Raw genomic sequence first — 17033 nt, 5'->3', positions numbered from 1 at the left:
CGGCCGATTACTCGGCCGGTTGCAACGAACCATCAGTGGCGGTGCCAGGAAGATCGCCGACGACGGTCTCTGGATTGACCTTCCCACCGCCCTGCGTGCTGCCAGGCTTGTCCCCGCCGACCACTGCTTCAGTGATCGAGAAGGGCAAAGGCTTGGGAACTTCGATCTGGCTGATGATCGGGAGAATCACTAGGAAATGCAGGAAGTAGTAAGCCGTCGCGATTTGGCTGATGATCACGTAGGGTTCTTCAGCCGGCGCGCCGCCGCAGATGAACAGCGCGATCATGGTCGGGATCAGGCCGAACCAGAAGAACTTGCGGAACATCGGGCGGTAGTGGCCCGAACGAACCGGGCTCTTGTCCAGCCAGGGCAGGAAGAACCACAGCAGGATCGAACCGAACATCGCAATTACACCGAGCAGTTTAGCCGGGATCAGCACGATACCGGTGAACGGGATGCTGAGATCGCCCGTGAAAGCGCGCAGGATTGCGTAGAACGGCCAGAAGTACCATTCAGGAACGATATGTGCAGGCGTCGAGAGCGGGTTCGCTTCGATGTAATTGTCCGGGTGACCCAGATAGTTGGGCAGGAAGAACACCATCGTGGTGAACAGGATAAGGAACACGCCAAGGCCGAAGCCGTCCTTGGCAGTGTAGTAGGGATGGAACGGCACAGTGTCCGATTCCTGCTTCACTTCCACGCCCGTCGGGTTCGACGATCCGGGAATGTGGAGCGCCCAGATGTGCAGGATTACAACGCCGGCAATCACGAAGGGCATCAGGAAGTGCAGGCTGAAGAATCGGTTCAGCGCGGCGTTGTCCGGGGCAAAACCACCGAGCAACCAGATCTGAAGCGGTTCGCCCACCAGTGGAATCGCGCTGAACAGACCCGTAATCACCTGCGCGCCCCAGAAGCTCATCTGGCCCCAGGGAAGCACGTAACCCATGAAGGCGGTCGCCATCATGAGCAGGAAGATTACAACACCCAGTAGCCAGATCATCTCGCGCGGGGCCTTGTACGACGAATAGAACAGGCCGCGGAAGATATGCATGTAGATGACGATAAAGAAGAAGCTTGCGCCGTTGGCGTGAGCGTAACGCAGCATCCAGCCGTAATTGACGTTGCGCATGATGTGCTCGACCGTCCCGAACGCGACCTGCGCGTTGGCGGCGTAGTGCATGGCGAGCACGATGCCGGTGACGATCTGGATCATCAGGCAGAAGCCGGCTAGAACGCCGAAATTCCACATGTAATTGAGGTTGCGGGGCACCGGATATCCGGCGCCGACGGCATTATAAACCAGCCGCGGAAATGGCAACTTTTCGTCCAGCCACTTGGTAACAGTGGTCTGCGGTTCATATTGCTTGGCCCAGGCGAAACTCATGGCGTTCTCTCGGCTTGATCTGAGTTAAAGATACGGACGATTGTGATTATCGTTCAGATACGAATGCTCAACCGACGCGGACGACCGTGTCGGACGAAAAACTGTACTCGGGAACCTTGAGGTTCAAGGGCGCCGGGCCTTTCCGGATTCGGCCAGCAACGTCGTAGTGCGATCCGTGGCAGGGGCAGAAATAACCGCCGAACTCGCCCTTGTTCTCACCTTCGGCGGCCCCCAGCGGCACACAGCCGAGGTGGGTGCACACACCCATGGTGATGAGAATATCTTCGTGCCCTTCTTTGGTGCGCGAAGCCAGGGTTGCGGGATCGCGCATGTCGGCCGCGTCATCCGCCTTGGCCGCCGCGATTTCTTCGGGCGTAAGCCGCTTGACGAACAAGGGCTGCTTGCGGAACGTCGCCTTGATGCTCTGCCCCGGCTGGATGGCGCCGACATCGACTTCGGTGGTGCTGGCAGCAAGAACGTCGGCGGACGGGGCCATCTGGCTTACCAACGGAAACAGCAACGACGCGCCGCCGACGCCAGCCGTACTGAGCGCGGCAATATGAATCCAATCGCGACGGCGTACGCCGTCCTGCGCTTCGATTGCACTGGTATCGGCCGTGTTCGTAGCCATTTCGTCTTACCCTGCTCGTTCTGACGCTGCGGGCTCAGCCCGCCCAGCGTGGTGTTCCAGTGTCGAGGTTTGCGCCCCGATGCCATTTCCGTCGATTGATCCCACGTTTCAGGCCTGATCACGCTTTGACACGCAGCTCAACTGAAACTTGGGCGGGCAAATAACGGCAATCCTCAGAAATTCCAACCGTGTTTTAAACAAGCGGCGTTCGCCTGCGTGCAAGCCGAGGTCATGGTAACGCGATCATACTGATCTGTCTGCCATAATTGGCTTCGCCCGCCTGGCTGGCGCGTCGATGCGAATGGTAACGTTCGAAATGGGAGAATGTATCCCGGCGCATATCCGCAATTCTGCTGAGCCCGGCTGACGCCAGTCGGCTGATGATGAAACCCGGCAAGTCGAATTGCCACCGCGCCAGTCCGTCGCGATGGGGCGCGGACCTGAAAAACCGGTCGGACGCTTGCGGGAAACGGGCACGGAATGGCGCGTCCACTTCATAGCTGTCCTGTGCGATTGTGGGGCCAAGAACCGCCACCATCCGGGCACGCTGTGCGCCGATTGCCTCCATTGCCGCGACGGTGTTTTCCAGCACGCCATCCACCGCGCCGCGCCATCCGGCATGGGCTGCGCCGATCACGCCCGCCTCCCTATCGGCGAACAGGATCGGTCCGCAATCGGCTGTAATGATACCGAGCACGACACCCGGTGTTCCTGTCACAACAGCGTCGGCCACAGGTCGACCCTCGGCAGTGTCTTCCCACGCATTTGTGACAGGCACAACGTGGGCCGAATGCACCTGATGCGGCGCGGCAAGACGTCCGCCGGCCAGCATCGATTGCGCGCCTGCCGCCCTTGCCGCCTGCACAGCGTCCATTTTCCCGGGGCCGCCAAAGCCGAACTGGTGCGCACCGTTGGCGCTGCCGAAAAACCCGTGCGGAACACCGTCCAGCAGCGTGTGTCGTTCAATCTGAAACGGCGCCATTTCAGCCTTCCAGACTGCGGCTTACCTGCTCGTAGGTATCGCGTGACAGATTGCCCGCCGCCATGATCCGTTCCAGTTCAGCCTTCATCATCGCCGCGCGTCCCGGTTCGATCCGACGCCACCGACCAAGGGCAGGAACAAATCGCGCTGCGGTTTGCGGGTTGATCGGATCGAGCGCGAGAATCACATCTGCCACCATGCGATACCCCTCCCCGTTGGCCGCATGGAAACCCTTGGGATTGCCGGCGAACGCCATGTGAAGCGAACGCACCCGGTTGGGATTGCGCATGGTGAAATCCGAATGCTGCGCAAGCGCGCGCACATGTTCGATGACATCGGGATGTAGCGACAACGCCTGAAGCGTGAACCACTTGTCCACCACAAGTGCATTGTCCTTGTAACGATCGTGGAACGCCGCCAGTTTGGCTGCGCGCGCGGGATGGTCCAGCCCGCACAACACCATCAGCGCACCCTGCCGGTCGGTCATGTTGTCAGCTGTATCGTATTGGACTGCGGCAAGATCCCCAGCGCATTCAGGGTCGCCGGCGGCCAGAAAACCAAGCGCGATCGACTTGACCTTGCGCGCGCCGCGCCCCGCCGGGTCATCAAGGCGCAATGCTGAGGTTCGCGCGTGAAGCGCTAGCAATTCATCCTTCAACGCCGCGCCGATGGCGCCCTTCAAGGCTTCGCGAGCGGCATGGATAGCGCCCGGATCTGCCTTGCGTTCACCCGCTGCCATCGCTTCGAACAGATAGGTTTCGGAAGGCAAAACCATCAGCTCGCCCCGCATCGCATCATCAAGCGCCGAGTCATTCAGGCTTGAGCGGAACGCGCCGATGATCGCGGCTTCACCACCCTGCCTGTCTGCGTTCGAGAGCGTGCCGCCTGCCGCCCCGATAAGATGCCCGACCGCAAGTTCCTGCAACGCTTCGGAGCGCGCAAAAGGATCATTGTCCTGCGCGGCGAGAAACACCAGGTCTTCGCGCACCAAAGCGCGTTCGATCACTACAGGCGCAGTAAAGCCCCGATTGATCGACACCACCGGATCGGCGCCCGTCAACGGCAGAATAAAGCTTTGCTCTGCCTCGTTCAGCACGATCAGCTGCTCTGAGCCGAGCGCCCCGCTTTGGCGCGAATGCACCGCGACCCGCAGCGGGATCGGCATGGGAAGCTTGTCGGGCTGGCCGGGGGTGGCAGGGGCCGTCTGCATCAGCGTCAGCGTCAGCGTGTCGCCATCGACCGCTTGTGAGACCGCAACGCGCGGCGTTCCGGCCTGCGAATACCAGCGCCGGAACTGGGTCAGATCGATGTCCGCTCCATCTTCTATCGCGCGAACAAAATCCTCGCAGGTTGCCGCTTCGCCGTCGTGGCGGTCAAAATAAAGATCGGTGCCTGCACGAAAGCGCGATTCGCCTACCATCGAGCGCATCATGCGGATCACTTCTGCACCCTTGTTATAAACGGTGGCAGTATAGAAGTTACTGATTTCGCGGTAAGAATCGGGTCTGATCGGATGCGCGAGCGGCCCCGCATCCTCGGGGAACTGCGCCGCACGCAGGATTCGCACATCCTCGATCCGCTTGACCGATTCGCCGCGCATGTCCTGCGAAAACAGCTGATCGCGCAGCACGGTGAAGCCCTCTTTCAAGGAGAGCTGGAACCAGTCGCGGCAGGTAATGCGGTTGCCCGACCAATTGTGGAAATATTCGTGCGCGATCACGCCTTCGACCGCGTCGAAATCGGCATCGGTCGCGGTGTCGGGATCGGCCAGTACATATTTGGTGTTGAAGACGTTGAGACCCTTGTTTTCCATTGCCCCCATGTTGAAGTCGCTGACCGCCACGATGTTGTAGAGATCAAGATCATATTCGCGGCCGAATACATCTTCGTCCCACTTCATCGAACGATGCAGCGATTCCAATGCATGGTCGGTGCGGGCAAGGTCTTCGCGGCGCACCCACACATTGCACTCAACCATGCGGCCCGATGCGGTGGTGAATGGCTTGGAGTTGGCGACGAGGTTACCTGCGACAAGCGCAAAAAGGTAGGAAGGCTTGGGCCAGGGATCATGCCATTCCGCCCAATGGGTGCCGTCAGCACCCTGGCCTTCCGCCGTGCGGTTCCCGTTGCACATCAGGATCGGGAACGTGGCCTTATCGGCTGCCATGCGGACGGTGTAGACCGACAGCACATCGGGCCGGTCAGGGAAGAAGGTAATGCGGCGGAAACCTTCAGCCTCGCACTGCGTGCACAGCATACCACCCGAAGCATAAAGGCCCATCAGCTGCGTGTTTGCACCCGGATCAATATCCGTCACGATGGTAACGGTGTGCCTGTCACCGGATAGGCTAAGCAGCAGGTCGGGGCCATCCATTCGCCACTGCGCTGGCGCACCGTCTACGGTCACGCTCTGCGCGGTCAGGCTATCCCCGTTCAGGCGCAGTTCGCTGCTCGGCGCAGCGTCGGGATTGCGCTCGATCTCAAGCGTCGCGGTGACGATGGTTGCTTCCAGTCCCAGCTGAAAATCGAGATGCGTGGTCGGCACCCGCCAGGCCAACGGCTTGTAATCGGCGCGCTGAATGACCGGCGGTGCGTGCGGCATGGGAGCGGCGTCGGCCAGTTCGGGGTTACCTTCGGGCGTGGTGGGATTGGTTGCAATGTCCATGCGTCCCGATTTAGGTTGATTTGGGCGCAGGTCCAATGGTTAGGTTACCGCCATGGCGCATTTGCTGATCTTTGGACTGGGTTACACGGCGGGTCGCATCGCCGACGCGATGAAGGCCCGCGGCTGGCAGGTTCGGGCGACCGGCAGCGCGGGCGACATCGCCTTTTCGGATCGTGACGCTGTGCTGTCAGCGGTGCGGGATGCGACGCATATCCTTTCGTCTGTTCCTCCCGACCGGGAAAGCGGCGGCGATCCCGTGCTGGATACCTATGGCGAGGCGCTGGCTGACAAGTTGCTGTTCTACCTCTCCTCCACCGGAGTTTATGGCGACCGGGACGGCGCATGGGTGGACGAAGCGACGCCGACGATTGCGCAATCGGGAGAAGGCCGCCGCAACGCGCGGGCCGAAGCTGACCTCGCTTGGCTCAATCTCGGCGCCAGAGCTTTTCGCCTTCCGGGTATCTACGGGCCGGGACGCAGCGCGCTGGACCGGGTGCGCGACGGCAAAGCCCGGCGGATTGATCTGCCCGAACAGGTTTTCAGCCGCATCCACGTGGATGACATCGTCAGCGGCGTGATTGCCGCATTGACGCAGAACGCGCCGCCGGGCGCCTATAATCTCGGTGATGATCTGCCTGCCAGCGGCAATGCCGTGACCGAACATGCATGCCGCCTGCTGGGCCTTGAACCGCCGCCGCTGGAAACGCTGGAAGAGGCCAACCTCTCCGCAATGGCGCGCGGGTTCTACATGGAGAACCGCCGCGTTGCCAATGGCAAGGCCAAGCGGGTGCTAGGGTGGCAGCTGCAATATCCGACGTATATCGAGGGCCTCTCGGCGCTGCTGTGACTAGCGCCTGAGCGCACCGCTCTGCTGCACCTGAACGGCCTTGACCCGCCGCGCCCTGAGCGCCAGCCCCATCCCGATCAACGCAAGCGCCATGCCGCCCATTGACAGCGCGTCCCATTGAAACCCCTCAAACAGGGTCGACAGCATCATCGCCACGCACACGGTCACGATACCGTTGTAGGACGTCTTTCCTGCGCCAATCTCCCGTACCAGATTGTAATGCAAAGGAAACGTCACCACCGATCCGATGATCGCCAGATAGGCCGTGCCCGCCCAGAACTGCCAAGCGCTCGGTAGCGACGGCGGACCGGCGGTGATAAAGGCATAGGCAAAATCGAAGATCGTTCCATACAGCATCGCCCAGGCAAGCAGGCTGACCATGGGCACCCCGCGCCCGGTGGGGTTGGCCTGCACGACATTGGCGATCGAAGCGGCGAGCATCCCGCCAATCGCCAGCATGATGCCAAGGCCCACGTTCCCGCTGAGCGGCGCGGCGTTCCATTCGTGGACCAGCAGCATCGACACGCCCGCAATCGCAACCAGACTTCCGCCAATGAAACCGCCCTGCACCTTTTCCCCGATGAAGATCTTCGCGAAGATCGCGTTGGGCACCATCAACAGCGCAAACATTACCGCCACGATCCCCGAGGTGATGTGCCCTTCGGCATGGTAGACGAACAGGAAGTTGCCACTGAACTGCGCAATCCCGACGCCCAGTGCCAGCAGATGTTCGGGCCGGCTCAGGCGCAGCCGGTTGCCCATCATCAGCGCCAGCGCGAACAATGCAGGGGTTGCCAGCATGAAACGGAAGAACACGCTCCAAGCTGCGGGCACACCGGCAATCTGCCCGGTAATGACAAACCAGGTCGAACCCCAGATCGTGCCGGTCAGCATGAAGGGGATCAGCACCCTGGGGCTGAGCATCGACGGCGCGGAGGCGTCACTCATAAGGCAGCGATCGCCTTGCCCAGCGCCTGCGCATCTTCTGCACGGGTGTTCCAGGCGGTGACGAAGCGTGCCGAATCGCTGCCCCAATCATAAAAGGCAAAATCCTGCGCCCGCAGTGCAGCGCGCTCGGCTTCTGTCAGACGCACGAACAATTCATTGGCTTCGACCGGGTGCATCAGACGGTCGGCGCATCCGGCCGCAACTTCCTGCGCCGCCGCGTTGGCGTGGGCAGCGTTGGCGAGCCACAGACCATCGTCCAGCATGGCGAGGATTTGCGCCGCCAGATAGCGCCCCTTGCATTGCAAATGGCCGGCACGCTTGCGGCGGTAACGCACCTGCATCGCAGCCTCCGGGTCGAACAGCACCACGGCCTCTGCCCCCATACCGCCGTTCTTGATGAAACCGAAGGCGAGGCTGTCTACCTGGCCACTTGCGGCGCGCGCTGCGCTTTCAGGTGATCCGCCCATGAAGGCAGCCGCATTGGCGAACCGCGCCCCGTCCATATGCAGACCCAACCGGCGTTCCTGGGCGAAGGCTGCCAGCGCGGAAAGCTCCTCCTGCCCGTAGGCGCGGCCGTATTCACTTGCCTGCGTGATCGCGATGGCGTGCGGCTGCACCTGATGGACATCGTTGCGGATCGGGTCGATTGCTGCAGCGATGCCCTCTGGCGTTAACATCGCCCCTTCGCCGTCGGCATGTATCAATTTGGCCCCGTGCAGGAAGAAACCGGGTGCGCCGCCTTCATCCACTTCGATATGCGCCTCGCGGTGACACACCACCCCGCCGTGCGGCGCGCACATCGTAGCAAGTGCCAGACAATTCGCTGCTGTCCCCGTCGCCACCCAAAGCGCGGCACAATCGCGCCCGAACAACGCGGTAAAGCGCGCATCGAGCATCGCGGAAAGCGCATCCCCGTCGTATGGGTTGTCCGGTTCATCGGCCTTGCGCATCGCGTCCCAAAGACGGGGGTGGACGGCTGCGGCGTTGTCGGACAGGAAGGGCTTGAACATAGTCATCACCCATCGCCTCTAGCCGCACATTCCGGCGTGACAAGCGGGAGCATACAAACGTGAGCGAACAACCCCCCAAGCTGACCATCACCCACCATGTCGCAGGCCAGGGCGGGCGTTATGTCGCCGTGCTCGCGGATGCGGCAGAAGAAGGCTATCTCGAATGGGAGCCGGGCGAAGCACGCGATGGACAGGACGTGCGCATCGCCGCTCATACGATCGTGCCGCGCGCGATCGGCGGGCGCGGTGTAGCCGCCGCGCTGGTGGACCGATTGGTCGAAGATGCGCAGCGGCAGGGTTTTCTGATCCGGCCCGATTGTTCTTACGTAGCCAAGAAGTTCGAAGACAATCCCGATTGGGCGGCGCTTAAGGCCTGATCGTTGTCCGCAGGATCGGGGGCGTGGTCGAGCTGCGAATAATCGGTTCCCGCAATCGTCTCGATCACCGCCGCCCTTAGTGCGCGTGCGTCGTCGAGCATGACCCCGTGCATCGTGAATTGGCCGCCTGCCAGGCCAAGATGCACCGTGGCATAACCCCGAAGCCGCGCCAAAGGGTTCTGCATGATCTCGACCGAATGGAGTTTCAGCCGCGTGGCAATCAGCTGCGTTGGCGAAAGGAACCCATGGCTGGCATAGACCTGTGTCCCATCGATGGCATGGCGCCGGAAGCTCCATGCATAGATGTTGACGCCGACCGACAGTAACGCCGCGCCCAGTGGAATCAGGAACAGGCCCGGAGGCGCAAGAATGGCGGCGGCTGCGGTCAAAACGAGGAAAATCGTCGCATCACGGAACACGCGATCATTACGATGGCGCTTGCTGGCGCGATGCCAACGCAGGCGTGCATTCGGCAATGCGAAGCCGGCCGCAGCTGCGATCGGCGCGATGTCCGTCATCTTGGCAAAGGGCGCAACTTCATGGCTTGCGCTACCAGCATCCTGCGCAAGACTGACGAAGCTGAGGCCATGCCAACCGAACCGATAACGCACCACCCCTGTACCGATCACAAGGCCCTGTACCCGATGCGCAGGCATGACCACATCGGTTCGGGTCAACAGCCCGCGCTGGCGGCGAAATCCCCGCGCTGAACGGGTCAGCGTGAAACCCCAATCACGCAAGACCGTCCGAACCAGTCCTGTCGCAACACCGACGATCAGTAACGCGATCAGTCCGGCCAGTGCGGCGGCGGCCTGCACGTAGGGGCCAAGGCTCGCCACAACGCTGCCCTGTTCTTCCAGCCAGCCGCGCCATAGCTTGACGTTCCAGACATCAATGCTGGACACATTATCGGCATATTGCAGCAAGCCGCCCAGAACGGCGAACACCGCGAGTGAAAATTCGAACAGGCCGAAAGTCAGCAACCGGCGGGGCGACATGGTGTAAAGCAGATCGCCAGCATCGTCAGCTAAGGTTGCACCCTGCGGCTGCGCATGTCCGGCGGACAACGCCGCCTCGTCGTCGCGGCGTTCGCGCACAAGCTGTCTCAGCCGTCCCCCTTCGGCGGCGCTCAGAAATTGCAACGTAAGATCGTCACCCCCGCCCGCCCCGGTTTCGAACTTCGCAGCAACCAACCCGAACAATCGCGGCAGGGGCTTGGCTTCGATGCTGACGTCCTGAATACGTTCGAACGGCACTGATCGCGCCGTGCGGCTCATCACACCGCTTTCAACGCGAATATCGGCTTCACCGATCGTGTAGGTGAGCCTGCGCCACCCGATATAACTGACCAGCGTGCCGATCGCTGCCGCTGCCACACCCACGCCCAATGCCACCCAGATGCGGTCGTTCCCCCCGATACCCGAAAAGGCAATGGCGAGAGCGGGGACGATGGCGCTGCGGATAGCGCCGATTGCGCCCAGTATCACGCTGACCGGGGCAGTGCGCTGCGGCTGGTTCATCACCGCGCGTTCAAACCGTTTCGCGGCGAATGTGGGCACGGATCATTTCCCGCATTTCCCGTGCCAGTTCCTCCCCAAGACCGGGTAGCGATACGCTGGCATTGTGGTTGCCGGCCGTGTGAAGGGTGAGGGTTGCTATCCCGAAAAAGCGTTCAAGCGGGCCTTGCTGGACATCGATGTGCTGGACCCGGCTGAAGGGAACCACTGTGTCCGACCGGAACAGCAAGCCGCGCACAACGCGCAGCCGATCGGTATTGATCTGATACCCGCGGGCCCCATACCGGCGCGTCGGCACGCGGATGATCAGCGCGATCGCCGCCAGCAAAACCGGGACGGCGATAATGCCAGCTGGAAACAGCTGCTCACCGCGAAAGGCCGTCTCCAGAACCAGAGCGCTGACAAGGAACGGGATGGCGACAAGGATCGCGCGCACTCGCAAGGCATGCGCGTAATTGGGATGCAGTCTGGTCAGCGCATCGTCTTCATCGAATGGTGCTGGAACGGGGGTGATGGGGGGCGCGTAATCCATGGTGCCTTACTGACGCAATACAGCGCATTTGCCTAGCGCATTTCTGAAAGCTGTGCAGCGCACGGCGATGCTGATCCGCTGAAGGCTTACCGCCTTATGCCACCGCGCAAATTGCGTTCATGACACGCGCTGCAACACGGACTATCCCCCTTTCATGGGAGAAAACACAGCGCCCGCTCCGGAATCGTTCTGCGCGATCGTCGGCCAGCATGCAGAGACGCAAGGCGCGGTTGTCGCCTTTACCTACGCGCATGAAGACATCAGCTTTGCCGCGCTTGATGAAGCGGCAAACCGTGTCGCCAACGGATTGGGGGCGCTTGGCGTGAAGGCTGGCGAACGCATCGCGTTTCTGGGCAAGAACCACGCATTTTACTTCGAAACCTTTCTGGGCGCGTCGCGGATCGGCGCGGTCATGACCCCGGTCAACTGGCGGCTGGCTGCACCTGAAATCGCTTACATTCTCGATGATTGTCAGGCGAGGGTCGTGTTCATCGGCGAAGGTTTTGCCAACATGATCGCAGACATCCGCAGCGAATGTCCGCACATGACCGCGGTGATCGGTATCGACGCACCCGACTATACCGGCACCGATTACCGCATCTGGCGAAGTGAATGTTCGGCCGCGCGGCCTGCGCATCATGTTCGTGCAGGGGATGATGCGTTGCAGCTTTACACGTCGGGGACGACGGGAAAGCCCAAGGGTGCCGTGACAACGCATGGCACAATCTTGTCAAGCCGCGATGCCAAGGCGGCGGGCGCAGAGATTCGCGCATGGCAGATGCCCGTCCCCGGCGATGTCACCCTGTTGGCCATGCCATGTTTCCATATCAGCGGTACAGGCGCGGGTATCAGCACGATGGTTGCTGGAACCACTTCGATCATTCTGCCTGAGTTTGATCCAGGCAAAACGCTGGATCTGATCCAGAATTACAATATCTCGAAGATCTTCCTCGTCCCTGCCGCGCTTCAGATCCTGCTGAACCATCCGAGGGTTGCCGAGACGGATTTCAGCCGATTGCGCTACATCACCTACGGTGCGTCACCGATCCCGCTGGACCTGATGCGCGAAGCTATTCGCATCATCGGGTGCGGGTTTGTGCAGATGTACGGCATGACCGAAACCAGCGGTACCATTGTCGCACTCGATCCCGAAGATCATGTTCCGGAAGGCAGCCGGCGCATGCGGAGCGTCGGCAAACCGCTTGCCGGGGTTGAAATCAAGGTCATCGATGAAGCGGGCGCGCCCGTTCCGGTCGGCACCGTGGGCGAAATCGCCACGCGGTCGGACAGGAACATGCGCGGATACTGGAACAAGCCCGAAGCGACCGCTGCGACGATCGATGCTAAAGGCTGGCTCCGCACGGGTGACGCCGGCTATCTGGATGCTGACGGCTATCTCTACATCCACGACCGCGTGAAGGACATGATCATTTCCGGCGGTGAAAACATCTATCCTGCCGAAGTCGAAAACGCTATCTATTCGCACCCTTCGGTGGCGGATGTGGCGGTGATCGGCGTGCCCGACGCACGCTGGGGCGAGGCGGTGAAAGCCTGTGTGGTGGTGAAGGGCGCGGCGGCTTTGAGCGAAGCCGAACTGATCGCCCATGCCCGCCAGCAGATCGCCGGGTACAAATGCCCCAAGTCCATCGATTTCGTCGCCGAATTGCCGCGCAATCCCAGTGGCAAGATATTGCGGCGCGAATTGCGTGCGCCTTATTGGGCGGGCAAAGACCGGGGCGTAAATTGATCCTGCGCCATTCAAAGCAGGCACCCCTGCCGAACGGCGGGCGATTGGGCGCGATCAAGGTGCTGGCGATATGATATTGGGCGCAGTTCTGGCAGGCGGCCAGGCCCGACGCTTTGGTAGCGACAAGGCCCAAGCCCTGTATCGCGGCGAACGCATGATCGACCGGGTCACAGCCGCCTTGTCAGCGCAATGCGATGTAGTGGTGATGTGCGGGCGCATCGAACACGGCTTCGCCTCAATCCCTGACTGGCCCGCACCCGCACTTGGCCCACTTGGCGGATTGGCGGCAGCATTGCGACACGCCGAAACGCGCGGCTTTGCCCATGTGCTGTCGGCCGGAGTGGATGTGCCCAACCTGCCTAGAGATATGGTTGCAATGTTGACCGGCGAAGGCGCGGCCATCGTTGCCAGTCAACCGGTCATCGGGTTGTGGCCCGTCGATGCATTCGCCGGGCTGGAATCCTTCCTGAACGATGGGGGCCGCGGTCTTTATCGCTTCGCCGAACGTATCAGCGCTAGGCAGGTGACCCCGCCGGTGGCCCTGTTGAATGTGAACCGACCGGAAGATCTTCCGCAGGACTGATCGCCCGGCCATCCCAAACAGCAGGCCTGCCTAGGTTACAGCGGCCCGTTCCTGAAATTCAGCGCGTTGCCATTCGCCCGAAGTCAACACTTCGGCCAGGTGGCGCGCTGCACCGGCCATGTCGGCGAAGCTGAGATAGGCGGGGGCAAAACCCAGCCGCAACACGTCGGGCGCACGAAAATCACCGATCACGCCGCGCGCGATCAGCGCCTGGCAGATGGCATAGGCATCGGGCGTGCGGAACGAGAGTTGACTGCCTCGCTTGCCAGCCTGCGGTGGGCTCACCAGCTCCAGTTCGACACCATGCGCCATCAGGCTTTCAAGGAAGAATTCCGACAGCGCCTGTGATTTGGCATACAAGCGGTGGACACCGATTTCGGCGATCAGGTCGACCCCGATTTCCAACGCTGCCAGACCAAGCACCGGCGGCGTGCCGCATTGCAGCCTTTCGATACCCGGTGCGCCTTCATAATCATCGGAGAAAGCAAAAGGCGATGCATGGCCGAACCACCCCGTCAGCGGTTGCTGGAACGTGTCGTGATTCCGCCGCGCAACAAAGGCAAATGCGGGCGCACCCGGCCCGCCGCACAGGTATTTATACCCGCAGCCCACGGCAAAATCCGCGCCGACACCGTTCAGATCGACCGGTAACGCTCCTGTTGAATGGGACAGGTCCCACAACACCAGCGCGCCTGCGTCATGGGCTGCGCGGGTCAATGCGGCCATGTCGTGCATGGCGCCGGTCTTGTAATGCACATGCGTTAGCATCAGCAACGCGACATCACCGTCCAGTGCTTCTGTCAGGCGATGCCGTTCGGCCAGACGCCGGGTCGCAAGTCCCTGCGCCTCCAACCCGGCAATCATGTAAAGATCGGTGGGAAAATTTCCCGGTTCGGACAGGATCACCCTGCGCCCCGGCCGCATTGCGAGCGCGCCGGCGATAAGTTTGAACAGGTTCACGCTGGTCGAATCGCAGGCGATGACTTCGTCCCTGTCTGCGCCAACAAGAGGGGCGATCTTGCCGCCGATCCTTCCGGCAGCTTCAAACCAGCCGGCGCTGTTCCATGACCGGATCAATCCTTCGCCCCATTGCTGCGCGATTACCTGCTGCAGGGCCGGCCCGGTTGCCTTGGGCAAAGCCCCCAGCGAATTGCCATCCAGATAGATAACGCCGCCGGGCAAGGTGAACCGGTCGCGATAGTGTGCCAACGGATCGGCCGCGTCGAATTCTGCCACGCGCGTTTCGGGGGTCATAAGGCGATCCTGGACATCAGCAGTTCGGAACAGAGGGCCTGCGGCAGCGCGCCCTGGCAAAAAGGCACGCCGGACGCGGAACGGGTGCGATCAGGGCCAGCGAAGCCCGCATCAGTATCATCAGATCGCATCAACCGATCCTTAGCGTGCAAGGCGCGGCACGCAAATTATCCGCGCACCTTGCCTTCGATCACGCGTGTTTCCGGGTGGTGCGTGTCGAGATGCTTAAGGATCATGCGCAGGTTCTTGCTATTGGAACGGAACACCAGATCCGCGGCATCACCGATCAGCGGAATCGCTCCGATGGCGGTATCGAACACGACGTTCATGCCCATCCGGGCCAGCTTCCACTTCGGCAGGCCAAGGTTGCGCGCTTCCCACACGATGTAAGCGCCCATCGCGCTCGTCACCACGTCGCCCAGAACCGGCACAAGCCCGACAATGGCATCAAGGCCCACGGGCATATTCACGCCGGGGATGGTGAAGCTGCGTTCCAGCAGCCGCTCCATGGCGGTCACGCGCGCACGCACGGATGCCGGATCGGAACCGGTCGGGAGCGTGAATTTCATCGGTTCGGGGCGGCGGGGGTTCGGCGTTGTCATACCTGTCAGGTGGTGGGTTGGGATAACGGGAACAAGGGGTGCATCGCCCAGATATTGGGTTGGTAGTTGCGAATTGTGCCACGCACCAGCGCCCAACGCACGGGGGCCCCAAGCGGGATGTAAACCTCGCGCTCGACCAGTTTGGCGGTCGCTTCCACGATCAATTGCCCCCGCACCGCCGGGTCGCTTTCGGTCAGAGATTGCTCCACCAAAGCATCCGCCTCGGGCGCGCAGAGCCCGGCCTTGAGGCTGCAGTGGAACTGGTTGAGATACCAGCGCGGCGAAGGGTATCGTGCCAGATTGTCGCGCAGTTCAAGATCAGCGGCCTCACCCTTGCGCACACGGCGCGTCGTCACGCCGATGGCGCCCCATGCCGCGGTCAGTTCGCGCATCAGAATATCGCCGCCCGGCCCGGAAGGTAACGCAATTCGCACCGATGCCTCGCGCCCGGGTTCGGCAGCCGACCATGCGCGCACCCGGGCGGCCGCTGCACGGCGGCGGTCCTCGATCGAGGCATTGCCCCAGCGGCTTGCGCCATAAGGCGGATTGGCAAAGGTATCGGGCGGGACGATCCAGCTGCTATCGCGCCACCCGGCAAGCCCGAAACTGCGAATGAGGGCTGCGCGGTCAATCGCCATCGACAAGGCTTCCCGGCGGTCAGGATCGGCGAGAAACCCCGCTTCGTTGCGCACCATCAGGCCCAGCAGGCCTAGCGCCGGATCGACCTGGATCGTTCCGCGCGAAAGCGGGCCGACCTCTGCCTGCGGGAAATCGATCAGGCTGCCGCCGAGCACCAGATCGACATCGCCGCGTGAAAAGGCGGCCACGGCTTCGGACGCGCTTGATGCGCTGACCGCCACAGGGCGCGCCACATCCTCCCAATCTTCTCTGGCTGAAAGCCCGCGCAATTCAGGGGGAAGCGCAGTCAACCGGGCTACCGATGTTTCTTCGTCGCGCGACATCACCATGGGGCCTGCGCCGCTGCCGTTCATCGAAAGGCCCAGTTCGGGCTGTGCCAGAAGCCGGAGAAAATCCGGCATCGGCGAGATCAGCCGCACTTCGACGACCCGGCCCGTCATCGCGCGGATATCGCGCACCTTGGCAAGATCAAGCCCGAGCGATGTGCCGCGGAGCCGCACCAATGCGGCGCGCATTTGCTGGCGAATTTCGGCGGCAGTTATCTCCTCGCCCCCCGGCCACGTGCTGTCGCGCAGCCGAAAGATGTAGCTGAGACCATCGTCCGTCACGATCCAGCGTTCGGCAATCGCCGGCACAACCTGACCGGCCGGATCAAGCGCCACCAGTCCTTCGGTTGACGCAGCCCGCAGGTGCTGCGCAGCAAGTGAAAGCCGCACCCCCTGCTCGAACGGATCATCGGGCGCACCGATAACCGCCACCTCCACCGGACCGCCCGCGCCCGATGGGCCGCAGGACCACGTCGCCAGCGCAGCAATAAGGAGAAGGCAGAATCGCATTGTACCCTGCCTAGCAGGTTGAATCGCGCGGGTCAGCTTGTCGCGTATCGCTTCGGCGTAAGCCTCGCGCCGGGTGCGCAATCAGATTTTGCGCAAGTTCTTGCGCTGCGGTGGCGGCGGCGCGCGGTGCGCCCACGAAGGGCTGGCAAGCACGGTATCTTCGGCTTCATTGGCTTGTAATGGCCGGCGGGCTTTCTGAGAGTCGATTTCCTCGTCGAAAGCGACACCGAAGCGGTTGTCTTGCACCCAGGCGACCGTACCGTTCACCGCGCCAACATTGCGCAATTCCACGATGACACGGTGGCCGCGTTGCACGCGCAGCTGGCCTTCCCCCATCATCCCGCCATCCGAAAGATTGCGCACCCGGGTGCGGTGCACCTCGGCGTTATGTTCGACGCGAATGTCCGCCAGCAGAAACAGGCTGTCGCGCGCGACGCTGCGTGTCTCAACTCCTGTCATCGTCAGGGTGACCTCCTAAG

16 protein-coding genes are annotated in these 17033 nt (G+C 61.9%); 4 read left to right on the top strand and 12 right to left on the bottom strand.

What is annotated here, in order from left to right; translation table 11 throughout:
• Window positions 1-7: 7 nt before the first annotated feature.
• The 4 genes from SJY33_RS13055 to pepN form a co-directional block, all read right to left on the bottom strand.
• Window positions 8-1384, bottom strand: a complete 1377-nt coding sequence (locus tag SJY33_RS13055) for a cytochrome bc complex cytochrome b subunit (protein WP_379923210.1) — start codon at window positions 1382-1384, stop codon at window positions 8-10.
• A gap of 67 nt (window positions 1385-1451) precedes the next feature.
• On the bottom strand, window positions 1452-2015 hold the full coding sequence (petA, locus tag SJY33_RS13050; RefSeq protein WP_379923209.1) for a ubiquinol-cytochrome c reductase iron-sulfur subunit: 564 nt from the start codon (window positions 2013-2015) through the stop codon (window positions 1452-1454).
• Between the two features lie 229 nt (window positions 2016-2244).
• Window positions 2245-2997, bottom strand: a complete 753-nt coding sequence (pgeF, locus tag SJY33_RS13045) for a peptidoglycan editing factor PgeF (protein ID WP_379923208.1) — start codon at window positions 2995-2997, stop codon at window positions 2245-2247.
• A gap of 1 nt (window position 2998) precedes the next feature.
• Complete coding sequence (gene pepN / locus SJY33_RS13040; RefSeq protein ID WP_379923207.1) at window positions 2999-5662, bottom strand: aminopeptidase N; 2664 nt, start codon at window positions 5660-5662, stop codon at window positions 2999-3001.
• A 52-nt stretch (window positions 5663-5714) separates the two neighbouring features.
• On the opposite strand from pepN, the gene SJY33_RS13035 reads away from it, so the two are divergent.
• Window positions 5715-6509: an SDR family NAD(P)-dependent oxidoreductase gene (locus SJY33_RS13035; RefSeq protein WP_379923206.1), complete on the top strand. Its 795-nt coding sequence runs from the start codon at window positions 5715-5717 to the stop codon at window positions 6507-6509.
• Here the strand turns inward: SJY33_RS13035 and SJY33_RS13030 are convergent, their stop codons facing one another.
• Window positions 6510-7457, bottom strand: a complete 948-nt coding sequence (locus SJY33_RS13030; RefSeq protein WP_379923205.1) for a DMT family transporter — start codon at window positions 7455-7457, stop codon at window positions 6510-6512.
• A complete protein-coding gene (locus SJY33_RS13025) occupies window positions 7454-8473 on the bottom strand; it encodes a threonine aldolase family protein (RefSeq protein ID WP_379923204.1) in 1020 nt (339 codons plus the stop codon). Before SJY33_RS13025 ends, SJY33_RS13030 begins: the two co-directional genes overlap by 4 nt.
• Window positions 8474-8526: 53 nt before the next feature.
• Here SJY33_RS13025 and SJY33_RS13020 point away from each other — a divergent pair, with 53 nt between their 5' ends.
• Window positions 8527-8844, top strand: coding sequence for a GNAT family N-acetyltransferase (locus SJY33_RS13020; RefSeq protein ID WP_379923203.1), 318 nt, complete (start codon window positions 8527-8529; stop codon window positions 8842-8844).
• Here SJY33_RS13020 and SJY33_RS13015 read toward each other — a convergent pair.
• Together SJY33_RS13015 and SJY33_RS13010 are read right to left on the bottom strand one after the other, a co-directional pair.
• Complete coding sequence (locus SJY33_RS13015) at window positions 8790-10403, bottom strand: PH domain-containing protein (protein WP_379923202.1); 1614 nt, start codon at window positions 10401-10403, stop codon at window positions 8790-8792. The two genes, SJY33_RS13020 and SJY33_RS13015, sit on opposite strands and share 55 nt — an antisense overlap.
• Window positions 10375-10893: a PH domain-containing protein gene (locus tag SJY33_RS13010; RefSeq protein ID WP_379923201.1), complete on the bottom strand. Its 519-nt coding sequence runs from the start codon at window positions 10891-10893 to the stop codon at window positions 10375-10377. Before SJY33_RS13010 ends, SJY33_RS13015 begins: the two co-directional genes overlap by 29 nt.
• Before the next feature lie 154 nt (window positions 10894-11047).
• Here SJY33_RS13010 and SJY33_RS13005 point away from each other — a divergent pair, with 154 nt between their 5' ends.
• Window positions 11048-12640, top strand: coding sequence for a fatty acid--CoA ligase (locus tag SJY33_RS13005; protein WP_379923200.1), 1593 nt, complete (start codon window positions 11048-11050; stop codon window positions 12638-12640).
• Window positions 12641-12710: 70 nt separating this feature from the next.
• A complete protein-coding gene (locus SJY33_RS13000; RefSeq protein ID WP_379923199.1) occupies window positions 12711-13223 on the top strand; it encodes a molybdenum cofactor guanylyltransferase in 513 nt (170 codons plus the stop codon).
• A 30-nt stretch (window positions 13224-13253) separates the two neighbouring features.
• Here SJY33_RS13000 and kynU read toward each other — a convergent pair whose 3' ends face one another.
• The 4 genes from kynU to SJY33_RS12980 form a co-directional block, all read right to left on the bottom strand.
• Window positions 13254-14477 carry a kynureninase gene (gene kynU / locus SJY33_RS12995; RefSeq protein WP_379923198.1) on the bottom strand — a complete coding sequence of 408 codons (1224 nt, stop codon included), beginning with the start codon at window positions 14475-14477 and terminating at the stop codon, window positions 13254-13256.
• 167 nt (window positions 14478-14644) lie between these two features.
• A complete protein-coding gene (locus SJY33_RS12990; RefSeq protein ID WP_379923197.1) occupies window positions 14645-15046 on the bottom strand; it encodes a DUF4112 domain-containing protein in 402 nt (133 codons plus the stop codon).
• A 38-nt stretch (window positions 15047-15084) separates the two neighbouring features.
• Entirely contained in the window at window positions 15085-16554 is a 1470-nt protein-coding gene (locus tag SJY33_RS12985) for an ABC transporter substrate-binding protein (protein WP_379923196.1), read from the bottom strand.
• 81 nt (window positions 16555-16635) lie between these two features.
• Window positions 16636-17013 carry a PilZ domain-containing protein gene (locus SJY33_RS12980; protein WP_379923195.1) on the bottom strand — a complete coding sequence of 126 codons (378 nt, stop codon included), beginning with the start codon at window positions 17011-17013 and terminating at the stop codon, window positions 16636-16638.
• Window positions 17014-17033 lie beyond the last annotated feature (20 nt).

This window comes from Erythrobacter sp. R86502 (assembly GCF_042466465.1).
Classification (GTDB): Bacteria; Pseudomonadota; Alphaproteobacteria; order Sphingomonadales; family Sphingomonadaceae; genus Erythrobacter.
This window is presented reverse-complemented; position numbering and strand designations above follow the sequence as displayed.